Raw genomic sequence first — 15,769 nt, forward strand, 5'->3', positions numbered from 1 at the left:
CAACCCGCCGGCCCGGCGCGGTGCGTCAGCCGGAGCTGGTGATGACGGCGAAACGGGCACCGTGCGGATCGGACAGGGATGCCATCCGGCCCACGCCCTTCACCTCCTCCGCCGGGCTGCGGACCGTGCCGCCGAGCTCCTGGCACCGGGCCACTGCCGCGTCGCAGTCGGGCACTTCGAAGTAGGTCAGCCAGTGGGGCCGGTCGCCGGGTGCGAGCGGCGCCAGACCTGCCACAGACGAGCCGGTGCCCGGAGCGCTGCCGAACGGAGAGATCAGCTGATAGGTCACATCACCCATCCGCGCGTCCTCGAACCGCCAGCCGAAGACAGACTTGTAGAAGCCGCGGACGGCCGAAGTGTCGGACTCGCGGAGCTCGATCCAGGCCATCGAGCCAGGCTCGTTGACCAGGTCCACGCCCGGCACGTCGCCGGGCAGCCAGATCGCGAACTCGGCGCCGGCCGGATCCCTGAACCGTGCCATCTGTCCCTGGGACGCCATGTCCACCGGCGGCATGAGGACGGTGCCGCCCGCCCGCTCGACCGTCTGGCTGGTGGCCTCGCAGTCCGACACCAGGAAGTAGGGGGTCCAGGCAGTGGTGACCGCCTCTCCCATAAGCGCGCCGATTCCCGCGACGTTCCTGCCGCCGAGCTGGCAGAAGGCGTATTCGGGCACCTGCTCCTCGAACTCCCAGCCGAACAGGCCGCCGTAGAACCGTTCGGCGGTCTCCAGGTGCGGGCTGTCGAGCTCGACCCAGCACGGTGAGCCGGGCACGAACCGGGTGGTGAGCATCGGTGCTCCTTCATCGCCATGTGCGGGTGGACAGCCTCGCGGAGCGGGAGGCAACTCCACTCGTGGCTCCAAGCGTGGCATGACTACCTGCGAAGACACGGGTGACACGCTTTCCCGAGAAGAGGTACGAACGATCACGTGAACAGGCCGGCGCCCACGGCGGGCAGCAACGTCGGGAGCGCGGCGAGGATCATTCTCATTTCTCTGGGGAGCACGTATCCGGCCTTGTGCGGCCGGCTCGAAGCAAAAGGGTGAGCCGGCAATGCCGACCTGATCTTCAGGACGCTCCTTGTGGCGTGCAAGTCCCCCACAAGATCAATTGATCATGATGGGCCCGTAACCATAACGGGAGGACATGTCATGCGCGCTCGCGTAGGTTTGACGGCCGGAGTGCTGGCGGGACTCTGTCTCGGGGCGACAGGGATGGCCGTGGCGTCAACGCAGAACACGGACACAGGAGTGATCACTGCCTGTGTGCGGGAAGACGGGACGGTCAGGATCCCCCCGGGGGCCCTGCCGCAGTCGACGGCGCCGCAGTCGATCGCCACGGTAAGTCCCACGCCGTTTCCCACCAGCGGAGGCGTCTGCGGGGTCCGTGAGCGGGAGATCACCTGGAACCGGTCCGGCCCGGTCGGCCCCGCGGGCCCGCAGGGAGACATCGGTGCCCAGGGACCACAGGGGGATCGCGGGGCTCCCGGTCTGTCGGAGGTGGAGACGGTGATGGGGTCGACGGTGTCCATCGCCCCCGGCGGTTCCGATAACTCCACCGCGCAGTGCCCGCCGGGCAAGATCGTCATCGGGGGCCGGTACCAGCTGCTTGAGGAGACCCGTGAGCTTTACAGTGATGCCGAGGTCCGGATCCCGGACATGGGTACCGGTCCCTTCAACACGTACTGGCACGTGCGTGTGAGTAACGTGAGCGACGAGGTGGTCCGGATCCGGCCCTGGGCGACGTGCGCGAAGGTCGGCCAGTAGCCGAGCCGGCAACGGCTGTAACGCTGGGTGGTGGCCGGCGGTGTGGCCGAACAGCTCCTGGACCTCGGCCGGCGGCACCCCGGCCTGCCCGGAGACGCCGAACAACTCCGGGAGAAACTGCGAACCTACTGGAAGGCCCGTCAGGACGGCCCATCCAAGGACAGCTTCGAAGAATTCCTCTCCACCTCCTCCGCCCTTCTGGAGCTTCCGGTCCAGCCCTCGGTCAGGGCAGCCGCCCTGCGTCTCCTCGCCGGACTGCCGACGACCAAGGTGCTCGGCTCGATCACCGACCCTCTGGGACGACCGGGAATCGAGGTCACCTTCATGAAGAGCGAAGGTTTCGTCCGGCAGTTCGGCACCGACGACGAGGTTGCGGAGCGGTACTCCACCATCCTCGACCCGCGGACCGGCACCGTCCTGACGGCCAACGCCGCGATCGCGGTCGAGAGCTCGGCGGGGCTCGCCAAGGGGACATTCATCAACTATCAGGCATGGGCCCCTGAGGCCGGCTGGACCGGCGAACGCCCCGAGCGGCCACACGGCTGCCGGCTCAGCGACCGCCCGCTCCCGTGACAGGCCGCCCTGGGCAGCCGCGCTCACCACTTTCGGCCAAGTCACTTCGCCGATGGCCGGAGAATGTCGGACAGCCCTGAGAAGACGTATGCGTCGTGGCAAGCGGCTTCTGCCCGGACCCTGAAACGCTATACCCAGAAACTGATTTACGGGCTCGGGAAAAACTAGCGGCCGTCGGTGGGCGCGCCTGCGCCCACCCTGGTCACCACGTGACTCTTGGATCGATCCTTCCTCGATGAATGGTGACCTGCGAAAGCACGTCCCGGGCGACAGGCCCGTCAGGCAGCCCCCGTATCACCCGGATTTCCCCTGGACAGGAAGTTCGGCATGACAAACACTTCCTCTGGTCGTCAGATCGACGGGATGAGCGGAACATCAACGGGGAGAACAGTGTCTGGAATTACGCGTGTCAGCCGTGTCCTGACTTCCTTAGCCATGCTCGTTGCGCTTTTGGCGGCTCCTCTGGGTGAGCGGCCGGCGATGGCGCAGGCCGAGCGACCTCTGAAAATCATGAATTACAACCTGTGCGGCGCCGTGTGCAACCACGGCGAGACCGGCGTCGTGGACATGGTCCACAGCAAGATCCAGGCCGAGCAGCCCGACGTCGTCACCCTGCAGGAGACGTGCCGCAGCCAGGCGGAGAGGCTCCAGGAGCTGCTCGGCGACGCCGGCTACAAGTCGTACTTCTCCAGCTCCCGATTCTGGCCTCCGGCGGAGTGGGAATGGTGGCCCCCCGATCTCACGCCGACGTGTGACACCGTAGCCCCGTACAGCGCGGGCAACGCCATTTTCGTGCGAGCGGACATCAGCGACGCCGACGACCTGCAGTTCTCGACGGGCCGCGGCATCGGGTGCGTGACGGCGGCCTTCGAGATCAGGACGCGAGTGTGCACCCTGCACGGCACTCCCGACGACCCGACCGCCGCCAAGGAGATCGAGGAACTCGCCACCGACCTGTTCCCGCCGCACCGCAGGCGGATGCCCTTCATCCTGACCGGGGACGTGAACGTGGCCCCGGACTGGCCCTCACCCGAGAATCCGGCCGTCGGCCGGTTGTACGCGCCGGAGGCGGGGGGCACCGGAGACTACTGGGAGGTGGACCAGTTCGCCGGATGCCCGGGCTGCCCGCCCAAGCCGGGCGGCGCCAAGACCCACCCCAGCGAGGGGAAGATCGACTACATCTTCGTCAGCAAGGCGCACTTCGACCGTGACGTGTCCGCCCGCGTGGAGAACGAGGGCGACTGCGTGGTCACCGGGGAAGACCCGAAGCCCGACGACGGGCGCTGCTCGGACCACGACATCCTGTGGGGAGAGGTGACGCTCCGCGTCAACGAGCCGGTCCGGGTCTTCCAGTTCAACGTCTGCGGTGCCAAGCAGATACCCCAGCCGTCCTGCGCGAACAGCGCGGTGAGCGGGGCGGTTCCGGCCATCGCCTCCTCGATCCTGGACTTCCGCCCCGATCTGGTCACGTTGAACGAGGTGTGCCGCGACCAGTACGACAAGCTGCTGGAGACCGTACGCGCCAACGGCTACGACCTGCACGGCGAGTTCGCGATCACCCGGAGTCCCGCGTCGAAGTGCGGCGGCTCCCAGGAGCTGGGCAACGCGCTGCTCAGCCACACACCGCTGACGAATCCGGCCGTTACGCCGCTGCCTCAGGGCGGGGAGCCCGAGACGTACAACCTGACCTGCGCCGACACCACGCTGCGGGAGCAGACGGTACGGGGGTGCGTCACGCAGCTGAGCGCCGAGGCCGGCCTCCGCGCGGAGCAGGCAGAGGCGGTCGCCGCCCAAGTGGACGCCGGCGTGCCGGTGATCCTCGGCGGCGACTTCCAGGACCGGCCCTGGGAGGCGGCGCTGACCCCGTTGTACGCCCACCACGGCGGCACCGGTGTCCTGCACGAGGTGGACGAGACCGACACCGCGTACTTCGCGAGTCCCGAGCACAGTTGCCCGGTCACCGATCGGACATGCCGGACAGGCGAGGGTACGGTTCCGCTGCCGGTCGCCCTGCAGCACAAGCGGGACTACATCTTCGTCAGCGATCATTTCGCGGCACTCGACGGCGATGCCACGCGCACGTCGGTCTCCAGCCACGTCCCGCTGCGCGGCTGGGCGACGCTGATGACCGGTGACGGAGGAGTAGGTGGCGGGGTGCCATCCGATCCGCCGCCGGGGCAGAACCTGCCGCCCACTGTCTCGGCCGGCCCGGACGTCTCCGGCACCGAGGGGCAACGGCTGCGGCTGCACGGGTCCGTCGGAGACCCGGATTCCACTCCCACGATCACCTGGAGCTACACGGCGGGCGAGGCGGACCCGGGCACGACGTGCTCCTTCGGCGACGCCCACGCCGCGTCCACGACGATCTCCTGCACGGACGACGGCACGTTCACCGTCACGCTCACCGCGAGCGACGGGGTCAACGCGCCGGTGAGCGACTCGGCGCGGGTCCGGCTGCGCAACGCGCCGCCGCGGCCGTCCATCACCGGTCCCGCGCCGTGGTCGGTCCATCGCGCGGGCACGCCGGTCAGCCTCACGGCGCCCTTCACCGATCCGGGCGCCAACGACACCCACACCTGCGCGATCGTCTGGGACGACGGTCGTACGGACTCCTTCGCGGCGACGAGCGGCGGCTGCGATCGCGCCCACACCTTCACCGACGCCGGCATGTACACGGTCACGGTGAAGGTGACGGACGACGACGGCGGCGAGGGCACCGCCAGTGTCATGGTCATCGTGTACGACCCGGAGGCGGGGTTCGTCACGGGCGGCACGCATCTTGAGTCCCCCGCCGGGGCGCTGACCTCGGATCCGTCGGCGACGGGCCGGGCGCACTTCCAGTTCAACCCGAAGTACCACAAGTCAGACACAGGCCCGGTGCCGAGCGGCGGCAAGGTGAGCGCCCGCCTCACCGGCACCGATTTCGACCTCGACGCCACCGAGCTCGAGTGGCTGGTGATCACGCCGGACGGCAAGGCGGCGGTCAAGGGCAAGGCGACCGTGGCCGGTCGGAGCGGGTACGGCTTCGTCCTGTACGGCCATGACGAGCCGGACAGACTGCGCCTGGTCGTGTGGCCGCTCAGCCAGGCACCGTACCCGGGCGGCCCGCCGGCGTACGACAACCGGCGGGTCGACGAGTTCGACATCGACCGCTTCGATCCTCAGGCCGTCACCGGAGGGAACATCACGGTGCACCACTGAGCTACGCCCGCCCTGTCATGCGCGAGCGTGACAGGGCGCAGCCGTCACTCCGGGCACGTCCGGGGGCCGACGCTCTGCCCGGCACCGACGACGGTGACCTGGAGGAGCTTCTCCGGCGATGTGGCACCGGCCGTGCACACGATCTGGTCGACGGCCAGCGGGGACAGTTCGCCGGCAGGAGTGGACAGGGTCACCGTCACGTGGCCGACCGGCTCGGCGGTCACCGAGAACGGGCCGGCCTCGGACGGGACGTCGGTGGTGAATCCGCGCGCCCGCTCCCTCGCGGTGGGTCCGGCCGCGAGCAGCGCGAGCGTGTCCGCTTCGAACAGTGGACGACCACCCGGTCCGGGCCGCGTCACCGCCAGGAGCCGGCCGTTCCTCACCAGGTAGAGGGTGATCGTCGTGGTGGGCGCGACGCCTCCGCTCGGCGGGTCGCCGGCGGGGATGACGTCGCTGGGCCGCACACCGCAGCCGGCCACGGCGACGAGCGCTACGAGACCCGCGGCGAGCACGCGGCGGGCCGGCCCGGTCCTCACGTGGAGCCTCCGTCCGGATCGTGCGTCCGGCAGGGCAGGCGCAGCGTGAACACGGCGCCGCCGTCCGGGGCGTTGACGACAGTGAGGTCACCTCGGTGCAGGCGCGCGTTCTCCCGCGCGATGGCGAGGCCGAGGCCGCTTCCTTCCGACCTGGCCCTGGCCGCGCTGGCCTTGTAGAACCGGTCGAACACGTGCGGCAGCACCGCTTCGTCCAGCCCCGGTCCGTGGTCGCGGACCTTGAGAGCGACCCACCGCGGATCGGCGGAAAGCCGTACCGACACCGGCGGCTCGCCGTGCCGCAGGGCGTTGCCGACCAGGTTCGCGAGGATGACGTCCACTCGGCGCGGGTCCAGGCGCGCCGTCACCCCGGGGGGAAGCTCGGTGTGCACGGACTCCGACCAGCCCCGGGCCCGCAGGGTCGCGCGCACCAGCTCGGCCACGTCGACCTCGTTCAGCGCGAGGGTCGCGACGCCCGAGTCGAACCGGCTGATCTCGATGAGGTCGTTCACCAGCCCGGTGAGGTTGAGCGTCTCCTGGCTGACCAGCCTGGCGGCCCTGCCGGCGTGCTCGGGCAGCCCGGCCGCCTCCTCGTCGAGGACGTCGGCGACCGCGGCGAGCGCGGCCAGCGGGGTGCGCAGCTCGTGGGACACGTCGGCCACGAACCGGCGCGAGTCGGCCTCCATCTCACGGAGCTGCTCGACGTGCCGTTCCAGCTCCGCGGCGGTGTCGTTGAACGTGCGCGCCACGTCGGCCAGCTCGTCGGAGCCTCGGACCGCGACCCTGGCCCGCAGGTCGCCCTCGCCCAGCAGGCGCGCCGCCCGGCCGAGCTCGCGCACCGGGCGCAGCACGCCACGAGTGGCCAGCGACGCCAGGACGACCGCGAACACCAGGGCCGCCCCGCCGGTGAGCCAGGCCCAGGCGGCGAGCCCGTCGATGCTGCGCTGTTCGGGAACCAGGCTGTGGGCGGTGTAGACCTCGATGCCGGACACCCGCGTCGTCCGGTCCGGCTCGGTGATCACCAGAGGCGCGCCGATGATCAGGAAGGGCTCGCCCTGCCACACCACGCGTTGCCACGCCATGCCGCCCTCGGCCACCGTCCGCCGCAGCTCCGGTGAGATCGTTCCGGGAGCCAGGCCCGGCGCACGCGGCGGCCGGCCCGGCACCGCCTGTCCCGGCGGCGGGCCGGCCGGTGACTGCGCACCCTGGTAGAAGGCGACCGCGGAGCTGTTCCGGTCGGTCATGGCACGGGCGATCTCGCCGAGCTCGGCCGGGCCCGGCGTCGCACTTCGCAAGGGGTAGAGCGCCTCCAGCCGGCTCCGCATCGCCTCCACCGCGGCATCCTGGGTCCGCTGCAGGATGTCGTTGCGGGCATGGACGTAGATCCCACCGGCCACCCCTGCCGCGGTGACCACACACAGCAGGGCGAACGCGGACAACAGCCGGGCACGCAACCCCAGGCTCGGCCATCGTGCCACCGGCGGCTCACACCGGCCCGAACCGGTACCCGAACCCACGCACCGTCTGAACGTAGACGGGCGCCGCCGAGTCGTCCTCGATCTTCGCGCGTAACCGCTGCACGCACGCGTCCACGAGACGCGAGTCGCCGAAGTACCCGTGCTCCCACACCGACTCCAGCAGCTGCTGGCGGCTGTGCACCCGGCCGGGCGTGCCGGAGAGTTCGAGCAGCAGGCGCAACTCGGTCGGGGCTAGGCTGACAGGCGCGCCGCGCTTGGCGACCACCAGCCCGGCGCGATCGATGGTCAGGTCCCCATACCGCTCCAGCTCCGCCTGGTCCCGCCCGATCCGCCGGAGAACCGCGCGAATGCGTGCCTCCAGCACCCTGGGCTGCACCGGCTTGACCACGTAGTCGTCGGCGCCCGCCTCCAGCCCGGCCACCACGTCCATGTCGTCGCCGCGCGCGGTCAGCATGATGATCGGCACCTCCCGGGCGGCCCGGATGCGGCGGCAGACCTCGAACCCGTCGATGCCAGGCAACATGAGATCGAGCACGACGACGTCGGGAAGGTCCACGCGCAGCCGGTCCAGCCCCTCCTCGCCGGACTCCACCGCCCGCACCCGGTGTCCATGCCGGGTCAGGGCCAGCTCCAGGCCCTCCCGTACGGCCGGGTCATCTTCGATCAGCAACACTCGCGACACGCCGCCGAGTTTCACAGCACGCTCCGTACCTCGCCCGCCGGTCAATCCCTCCACTGTCGGCCAGCCGTGTCCCCGCCTCGTCAGCACCGTGTCATGGTTGTATCACGGTCGCACCCGGCGCCGGCCGCCGTCGACGAACGGTGACATGCGGCGGACGGCGCGCGCGCATCCGGCGCCGATCGTTGTTCGTCATGAACGAACCGCGAACCATCCCACTCCGGCCCCGTGACCGGCTGTTCGCCGCGGTCACGCTGGTGCTCGCCGTGCTCCTGCTGCCCGTGGGGTTCGTCCGCCGTCCCGGCCACGCCCGCGAACTGGCCTGCCGCTGGGCGTTGGGGATGCGATTCCCCGCCGAGGATCTCACCGGGCTCACCGACGGCGCCATGGCGGCGTTCACCGCGGCACGCACCGAGGCGCTCTGGCGTCACGGCCAGCTCGTCGGCCTCACCTCGGGATACCGCGATCCCCAGGTCCAGCAACGGATGTTCGACGAGGAGGTGCGCCGCTCCGGCTCCCCGGCCTCGGCCCGCATGCTCGTGTTACCGCCGGCGGAATCCGGCCACGTCAAGGGCATCGCGCTGGACGTACGCCCCCGCGAAGGCGCGCGCTGGCTGGAGGAGCACGGCGCCCGCTACGACCTCTACCGCGTCTACGACAACGAGTGGTGGCACTTCGAGCACCGCCCGGACCGCCGCGGCACGCCACTGCCACGACGCCCCCACCCCGGCGTGAACCCCATGGTCGAGAACGGGGACCAGGTGTAGCCCCTGTTCGTCAGGACGTTCAGCCGTCGGGATACGAAGGCGTGTCGAGGTCGCGGATGCGCGAGTGCCGCGCCTGGAAACAGTCGGTGGCGAGGTCGGTTCCGGTGATCCGTCCGATCAGTGCCCAGGCGGAGCTGACACTCTCGTCCGCTTCCATCGGGTCGACGTTGTCATCGGTGATCTCGAAGCGCAGCCTTCTGCATGGCCGCCTCTCGTCTTGGGGCGTTCCCCAAGACGCCTCCTCCGGATGATGCGTCATGGAGTGCTTTCGATGGCTGTGATCTTTTCACACCGAAGAAGTCACGTGCGGGAACCGGTTGTCGCAGCCCGGGGCCCGGCTGGTAAAAGCCCAGCCAGCAGCCCCGTTCAGGGGATATCTGGGGAAGGTACGGGTGAGCCGTTGGGTTTGTACCTACGGGAGGGTGCTGAAGCGGTACCCGACTGTGGGCCTGGTGCTCTCCCAGCCGCCGATCGCTTTGGGGGGATGACCATGGCTATCCGCTACTACCTAGTCGGCGCGTCCATCCGCTTGGTGCAGCCAGAGCCGGGAGACGGCTTCGAAAACGGCGAATCCGCGTCACGCCGACGCCGCCGCAGTAGACGACGCCGCCGTTGAGCGGTCCAGTGTCAGGGCATCCCTGCGTCTCAGGGGAGCCCTGACGGCACTTCTGTGACGAGTTCCCAAGGCTTCGAGCCGGACGCTCTGGCGATGGCGAACTTTTACCTCCGGCATCGGGGCAGTGGACGAAGCCGGGGGGATTTCTGTGGCGAGGCCCCTTGGACGTCGCGGCTCGCCGTTCTCGCGTCCAACGGTGCCGCCGTCGTCTTCACCTGGGGAAGACGCCACACAGGGGGAGACTTCCGATGGTACGAAAGGCTCGTCTGGCTCTGGTCGTGATGCTGGGCGTGGGAGTGGTCGCCCTGAGCGCGGCCGCGCTGGGAGCGATGATGCCGGCGCGGGACGGTGCGCCGGGCCGGTGCCGTGATCAAGAATGCCGAAGGCCAGACGGTCGGCTCGCTCCAGGTGGAGGACGCCGGGAACGGCAAGTCCAAGATCACGGTCGGGGTGACGAACTTGCCGGCCGGTTTTCACGGCTTCCATGTCCACGCCAAGGGCGTCTGCGACGCGCAGTCGAAGGACCCCGACACCGGCAGCCCCTTCTTCAGCGCGGGAGGACACTTCGACCTGGGCTCGCAACCGCACGACCGCCACACCGGGGACCTGCCCAACCTGCTGGTCGGCGCGGACGGCACCGCCACCGCCTCATCGGTGACCGACCGTTTCCAGGTGGCACAGCTCTTCGACGGCGACGGCAGCGCCATCATGATCCACTCTCTGGCCGACAATTACGCCAACATCCCCGACCGCTACCGGAACGCGGAAGGTGAGGCCGGGCCCGACGCCGAGACTCTGAAGGCCGGCGACTCCGGCAGCCGCATCGCCTGCGGTGTGATCACCAGAGGCTAGCGGGGTCCACGCCCTCCCACGCGCCTTGACGTCGGGAGCCTGAAAAACGTCGATGTGGTGATGAACCAAACCGCCGGTGGCGTAGTCGATCAGATAGAACCCTTGGCAACGGCGGATCGCCGCCCGAGCGAAAGGTGATCCTTAGTGGAATCGACATCTTCGCCCGGCATGCTCTTCGTTCTCGGGCTGGCGAACCTGGCGTGCGGCGTCTGGCTCCTGCGCAGGGCACGGCGGTTCCGCGCCCGCGGGGTCCGGGTGCCCGGCCTGGTCACCGGCCTGGAGAGGAGCAGGGACCCCGACAGCAAGGCGTGCTATCCCGTCTTCCGCTTCACGACCCGCGATGGCCAGGAGGTCGAGATCACCTCGCGTTACGGCGAGAGCAGGCCTCCTCGACCAGGAGATCGCGTCACCGTCCTCTACGACCCTGAGAAGCAGCGGAACGCTCGCATCGACACCGGCGGCCAGGACGGTTCCACGATGGGGAGGTGGGTCGTGGGCATAGGCCTTTTCCTCATCACCCTCGGCGCGCTCACCGCCTTCACCATCATCTGATTCCGGCTGGCTCCGCGGCCGTCGTTCACCCGATCACTCAAGGAGTGTTCATGTCCACGCTGGTGTTAGTCCACGGTTTCTGGCACGGCGCCTGGTGCTGGAACGAAGTCGTCCCCCATGTGGTGGCCGGCGGCCGCCTGACCGTCGCGGTGGACATGGCGGGGCATGGGCTGTACGCCCGCCGTCCTCGATGGTCAACCGAACAGCCGTACACCCCCGAGGCGGTCGGGACCGAGGTCTCGCCCGTGGCGGACGTGACTCTCGACGACGCGGCCGAGTTGTTGACCTCGCAGATCAAGCGGATCGGCGGTGGCGAGCCGGTCACGGTGGTCGCCCACAGCGCGGCCGGTCCCGTACTGACCCGAACGGCCCAGCGGACACCCGAACTGGTGGCGCACGCCGTGTACCTCACCGCGTACATGCCGGCGTCGGGCGTGTCCGCGGCGGCGTACACGCGGCTTCCCGAGGCCGCCGACGACCGGGTCGCGCCGTTGCTGCAGGGTGACCCGGCCGCCATAGGCGCGCTGCGGCTCGACTTCGCCACGGACGACGCGGTCTACCGGCAGGGGCTTCGCGAGGCGTTCTACGGAGACGTGGACCCTGTCCTCGCCGACGCCGCCACCGGCCTGCTGACACCCGACGGCCCGATCGGCGTCATGCTGGGCGCCACCACCCTGACCCGCGACGGCTGGGGGTCGGTGCCGCGCACGTACATCGTCTGTACGCGGGACATGGCCATCCGGCCGGGCCTGCAGGCGAAGTTCATCGCTGAGGCCGACGACGCGTTCCCGGACAACCCGACCTCCGTCGTCACGCTCGACGCCTCCCACTCGCCATTTCTCTCCAAGCCCGGCGAACTGGCCGACCTCCTCATCCCGCTCGGCTGAAACGACGGCGTAGGACACCCATGTACGGCGGGCCCACGGACGAGCTCCTCGACAGAGCCGCTGACCCCGCGCGCAGGGGTCAGAGCAGCTTGTCCTGGGTGAAGGGGACGTCCCTGAGGCGCCGGCCGATGGCGTGGTAGATCGCGTTGCCGATGGCCGCGGGCACGCCGGTCCCGGGCGTCTCGCCGAATCCGCGGATCCCGGCCAGCTCGGCGTCCGGTTCCGGCCGGTCCACGAACAACGCCTCCACCGACGGCACGTCCGCGCAGACCGGGACCAGGTAGGTGGACAGGTTCGGGTTGACGACCCGGGCGGTGGCCGGGTCCACCATCGTGTGCTCCATCAGCGCGAAGCCGAGCCCCCACATCACACCGCCGATGACCTGCCCGCGCGCGGTCCGGCGGTTGAGCACCCGCCCCAGGTCGTGCGCGGTCACCACCCGGGTCACGCGCAACCTGCCCAGCCTCGGCTGGATCCGCACCTCCAGGAACACCGCGCCGAACGAGTGCCCGGGTGTGCTGTTCCGCTTGTCGCCGGTCACCTCGACGGAGCGGCCGTGCCGGGTCATGACCGCGCGGTAGGTGTCCACGCGGTCGCCCCCGGCGGACAGACGGCCGTCCCGGGCCACGACCTCCTCGGCGGGCACGCCGTGCAGCGGGGAGCGCGGGTCGGCGACGGCGAGCGCGATCACGGCGTTCCGCGCCTTCGCCGCCGCGTCGGCCGCCGGGGCCGCCACGCTGGGCATGGTGGACGACCCCGCCGACAAGGACGCGTCGGGGTAGGCGGTGTCGCCCAGCAGCGTCGTGACCTGGTCGAGCGGCATGCCGAGCCCCTCGCAGACGATCTGGGTGAGCACGGTGTAGGTGCCGGTGCCGATCTCCTGGGTGGCGGCCCGCAGGGTCGCGCGCCCGTCGGGGCCGATGGTGAGGCGAGCCCGGGACGGGATGACGGTGTGCGTGTGGGTCTCGGTGGCCATGCCCCAGCCGACGTACTCGTCTCCGTCCCTGGTGGTGCCCGGCCTGGGGCTGCGCCGGGCCCAGCCGAACGCCTCCGCCGCGGCCCGGTAGCACTCCAGCAGCCGCTTGTCGGCGTACGGCACGGGAGGATCGGGCTGCTGGTCGACCTCGGTGTGGTTGCGTATCCGGAGCTCCACCGGGTCGATGCCGAGCTCGTAGCTCAGCTCGTCCATGGCGGTCTCGAGGCCGAAGTGAGCGGTCGTCTCCGGCGAGCGCATGTAGCTCGACGTCGGCAGGTCGAGCCGCACACCCAGCTGCCGTACGTGGACGTTCGGGCAGGCATACAGGCGCACGGTGGAGTCACCGCCGTTGTAGACGTTCTCGTCGACGCGGGTCACCTGAGCCGTCGAGGTGCTGACGACAGCGGTCAGCGCGCCCTGCCGGGTGGCGCCGAGCCGGAGGTGGTGGCGGTACTCGGCGCGGTGACCGTTGGAGGTGTACATCTGCGCGCGCGTCAGCACCAGCTTCACCGGCCGGCCGCAGAGTCGCGCCGCCGCCGCGGTGAGCAACGTGTGCGGATAGGTGGGGCCCTTGGCGCCGAAACCACCGCCCAGGTAGGGGGAGACGACCCTGACGCTCCCCTCGGGCATCCCGAACGCGATCTGGACGGTGTTGCGGGCGAAGACCACGCCCTGGGTGCTCTCGTACAGGATCAGCGTGCCGTCGTCCTCCCAGACGGCGGTGGTGGTGTGCGGCTCGATCGGGTTGTGGTGCTGCATCGGGCTGCTGTAGGTCCGGTCGACGCGTACCGCGGCCTGTCCGAGCGCCGCGGCGGCATCGCCGCGGCTGTACTCGTTGGGCCTGTCGCGGAAATCGTCCGGCAGGAACGCCTCGTCGAGCACGTCGGCCATCCGGGCGACCGGATCCTCCGCCCGATAGCGCACCTTCACCAGGCCGGCGGCCTCCTGCGCCTGCTCCAGGGTCTGGGCCACGACGTACGCGACGGGCTGCCCGTGGTGGTGCACCCGCGTGTCCTGCATGGGGATGAAAGGCCTGTTGTACGGGAAGTTCGGCAGGTTCAGCCGCGGCATGTCGGCGTGGGTGTGGACCGCGACGACGCCGGGACGCGCGAGCGCCGCCCCGCGGTCGATCTCCAGGACCTCGCCGCGGGCGATCGTGCTCATCACCAGGGCGCCGTGCAGCACACCGGGCACCTCCTGGTCCGCGGCGTAGCGGGCCGCGCCGGTGACCTTCGCCCGGCCGTCCACCCGCGCCACGCCCTGCCCCACCAGCCCGCTCATCGAAGCCCTCCCAGCTCGCCGAGAACGCTCACCAGCGCCCGCTGGACGAGCTCGACCTTGAACCTGTTCCCCTCGTACGGCTTGGCGTCCCTGACCAGGATCCGGCCCGCCTCGTCGATCGCCTGCCGGGTGAGCGGCCGGCCCCGCAGCGCCGCCTCGACGCGGGTGTCCCGCCACGGGCGGGTGCCCACGCCGCCGAAAGCCAGCCGTACGTCCCGTACGACATCGCCCCTCGTCCGCAGCGCGGCCGCCACCGACACCACCGCGAACTCGAACGTGGCCCGGTCGCGCAGCTTCAGGTAGCGCGACTGCCCGGCCAGGGCGGTGCGCGGCACGTCCACCCTGGTGATCAGCTCGCCCGGGCGCATCGCGGTCTCCCGGTCCGGCGTGGACCCGGGGAGGAGGTAGAAGCCGGCGATGGGGACGGCGCGCTCGCCGGCGGGACCGAGCAGGCGCACGGTCGCGTCCAGGGCGGTCAGCGCCACCGCCAGGTCCGACGGGTGCGTGGCGATGCAGTGCTCGCTGCCTCCCAGGATCGCGTGTCCCCGGTTCTGCCCGGTGATCGCCGGGCAGCCGTTGCCCCGTACCCGCTTGGCGCAGGGAGAGGCCGCGTCGCGGAAGTAGCCGCACCGGGTGCGCTGCAACAGGTTCCCGCCGATCGAGGCCATGGTGCGGATCTGCGGGGACGCGGAGGCCAGCAGCGCCTCCGACAGCATCGGGAACTCCCGCCGCACTCCGGGGTGCTCGGCGACCTGCCGCATCCGGGCCGCCCCGCCTATCCGCAACGAGCCGGAGCCGACGGTGATGTTGCCGAGGTCCAGCCGGTTGACGTCGACGAGGTGGTCGTGGGCCTCCGCGCCGTCGCGCATCAGGTTCAGCAGGTCCGTGCCGCCTGCCACGAACGTCGAGCCGGGGGTGGTCGCGGCCAGCCGCACCGCCTCGGCCGGATCGCGCGCGACCGTGTAACCGAAGGCCCTCATCGCCGCACCTCCTTCGCGGCTTCGGCGACGGCGGCGACGATGTTCTGGTAAGCCGCGCACCGGCACAGGTTGCCGCTCATCCACTCGCGGATCTCCGCCTCCGAGCCTGCATGCCCCTCGTCGATGCAGGCCACGGCGGACATGATCTGACCGGGAGTGCACGCGCCGCACTGGAAGGCGTCGTTCCGGATGAACGCCTCCTGTACGGGGTGCAGCTCCTCTCCCCGCGCCAGCCCTTCCACCGTGGTGATCTCGGCCCCCTGCCGCATCACCGCCAGCGTCAGGCACGACTTGACCCGCTCGCCGTCGGCCAGCACCGTGCACGCCCCGCACTCGCCCCGGTCGCAGCCCTTCTTGGTGCCGGTCAGGCCGAGCCGCTCCCTTAACGTGTCCAGCAGCGTCACCCGCGGCTCCAGGACGACCTTGCGCAGCCGCCCGTTGACCGTCATGGCGACCTCCACCGACGCCCCCGGGGCGACGGCGTACGCCTGAGCGGTGGCGGCCGGGGGAGTCGCGGCGGCGGGAGCGGCGACGCCCGTGGCGGCCACGGCCGTGCCCGCCGCGGCGGCCTTGAGCACCGCACGGCGGCTGGGCGCGGGCGTGTCGAGGGCTTTCGTCCGTTGTCCCGG

At 70.5% G+C, this 15,769-nt stretch carries 15 protein-coding genes; 7 read left to right on the forward strand and 8 right to left on the reverse strand.

Going from position 1 to position 15,769, the window contains the following annotated elements; genetic code table 11:
• Positions 1-25: 25 nt before the first annotated feature.
• On the reverse strand, positions 26-790 hold the full coding sequence (locus ACZ6YG_RS20430) for a VOC family protein (RefSeq protein ID WP_148030866.1): 765 nt from the start codon (positions 788-790) through the stop codon (positions 26-28).
• A 732-nt stretch (positions 791-1,522) separates the two neighbouring features.
• Here ACZ6YG_RS20430 and ACZ6YG_RS20435 point away from each other — a divergent pair.
• The 3 genes from ACZ6YG_RS20435 (at position 1,523) to ACZ6YG_RS20445 (ending at position 5,539) form a co-directional block, all read left to right on the forward strand.
• The gene (locus ACZ6YG_RS20435; protein WP_466018886.1) at positions 1,523-1,765 is read left to right on the forward strand and encodes a hypothetical protein; all 243 of its coding nucleotides are present in this window, start codon (positions 1,523-1,525) and stop codon (positions 1,763-1,765) included.
• Positions 1,766-1,807: 42 nt separating this feature from the next.
• On the forward strand, positions 1,808-2,338 hold the full coding sequence (locus tag ACZ6YG_RS20440; RefSeq protein WP_466018887.1) for a hypothetical protein: 531 nt from the start codon (positions 1,808-1,810) through the stop codon (positions 2,336-2,338).
• Between the two features lie 510 nt (positions 2,339-2,848).
• Positions 2,849-5,539, forward strand: coding sequence for an endonuclease/exonuclease/phosphatase family protein (locus ACZ6YG_RS20445; RefSeq protein ID WP_466018888.1), 2,691 nt, complete (start codon positions 2,849-2,851; stop codon positions 5,537-5,539).
• Between the two features lie 44 nt (positions 5,540-5,583).
• Here ACZ6YG_RS20445 and ACZ6YG_RS20450 read toward each other — a convergent pair whose 3' ends face one another.
• The 3 genes from ACZ6YG_RS20450 to ACZ6YG_RS20460 are packed head-to-tail and all read right to left on the reverse strand — an operon-like array spanning position 5,584 to position 8,232.
• On the reverse strand, positions 5,584-6,075 hold the full coding sequence (locus ACZ6YG_RS20450; protein WP_466018889.1) for a hypothetical protein: 492 nt from the start codon (positions 6,073-6,075) through the stop codon (positions 5,584-5,586).
• Positions 6,072-7,550 (reverse strand): ATP-binding protein, encoded by a 1,479-nt coding sequence (locus ACZ6YG_RS20455; RefSeq protein ID WP_466018890.1) that lies wholly within the window; start codon positions 7,548-7,550, stop codon positions 6,072-6,074. The genes ACZ6YG_RS20450 and ACZ6YG_RS20455 overlap by 4 nt, the downstream gene beginning before the upstream one ends.
• Positions 7,551-7,557: 7 nt before the next feature.
• Entirely contained in the window at positions 7,558-8,232 is a 675-nt protein-coding gene (locus ACZ6YG_RS20460; RefSeq protein WP_187281087.1) for a response regulator transcription factor, read from the reverse strand.
• Positions 8,233-8,423: 191 nt separating this feature from the next.
• On the opposite strand from ACZ6YG_RS20460, the gene vanY-N reads away from it, so the two are divergent.
• Positions 8,424-8,996, forward strand: a complete 573-nt coding sequence (gene vanY-N / locus ACZ6YG_RS20465) for a D,D-peptidase/D,D-carboxypeptidase VanY-N (RefSeq protein WP_466018891.1) — start codon at positions 8,424-8,426, stop codon at positions 8,994-8,996.
• Between the two features lie 19 nt (positions 8,997-9,015).
• Here vanY-N and ACZ6YG_RS20470 read toward each other — a convergent pair whose 3' ends face one another.
• The gene (locus tag ACZ6YG_RS20470; protein ID WP_466018892.1) at positions 9,016-9,153 is read right to left on the reverse strand and encodes a hypothetical protein; all 138 of its coding nucleotides are present in this window, start codon (positions 9,151-9,153) and stop codon (positions 9,016-9,018) included.
• Positions 9,154-9,978: 825 nt separating this feature from the next.
• Here ACZ6YG_RS20470 and ACZ6YG_RS20475 point away from each other — a divergent pair.
• The 3 genes from ACZ6YG_RS20475 to ACZ6YG_RS20485 all read left to right on the forward strand — a co-directional run bounded on the left by ACZ6YG_RS20475 (position 9,979) and on the right by ACZ6YG_RS20485 (position 11,903).
• Entirely contained in the window at positions 9,979-10,464 is a 486-nt protein-coding gene (locus ACZ6YG_RS20475) for a superoxide dismutase family protein (RefSeq protein WP_466018893.1), read from the forward strand.
• 168 nt (positions 10,465-10,632) lie between these two features.
• Positions 10,633-11,016, forward strand: coding sequence for a DUF3592 domain-containing protein (locus tag ACZ6YG_RS20480; RefSeq protein ID WP_397197311.1), 384 nt, complete (start codon positions 10,633-10,635; stop codon positions 11,014-11,016).
• 50 nt (positions 11,017-11,066) lie between these two features.
• Positions 11,067-11,903 carry an alpha/beta fold hydrolase gene (locus ACZ6YG_RS20485; RefSeq protein WP_466018894.1) on the forward strand — a complete coding sequence of 279 codons (837 nt, stop codon included), beginning with the start codon at positions 11,067-11,069 and terminating at the stop codon, positions 11,901-11,903.
• Between the two features lie 79 nt (positions 11,904-11,982).
• Here the strand turns inward: ACZ6YG_RS20485 and ACZ6YG_RS20490 are convergent, their stop codons facing one another.
• From ACZ6YG_RS20490 to ACZ6YG_RS20500, 3 genes are read right to left on the reverse strand one after another with little or no spacing between them, the layout of a single operon-like run.
• Positions 11,983-14,160 carry a xanthine dehydrogenase family protein molybdopterin-binding subunit gene (locus tag ACZ6YG_RS20490; RefSeq protein ID WP_466018895.1) on the reverse strand — a complete coding sequence of 726 codons (2,178 nt, stop codon included), beginning with the start codon at positions 14,158-14,160 and terminating at the stop codon, positions 11,983-11,985.
• Positions 14,157-15,140, reverse strand: coding sequence for an FAD binding domain-containing protein (locus ACZ6YG_RS20495; RefSeq protein WP_466018896.1), 984 nt, complete (start codon positions 15,138-15,140; stop codon positions 14,157-14,159). The genes ACZ6YG_RS20490 and ACZ6YG_RS20495 overlap by 4 nt, the downstream gene beginning before the upstream one ends.
• On the reverse strand, positions 15,137-15,589 hold the full coding sequence (locus tag ACZ6YG_RS20500; RefSeq protein ID WP_466019002.1) for a (2Fe-2S)-binding protein: 453 nt from the start codon (positions 15,587-15,589) through the stop codon (positions 15,137-15,139). The genes ACZ6YG_RS20495 and ACZ6YG_RS20500 overlap by 4 nt, the downstream gene beginning before the upstream one ends.
• Between the last annotated feature and the right edge of the window lie 180 nt (positions 15,590-15,769).

This window comes from Nonomuraea sp. NPDC054003 (assembly GCF_055585125.1).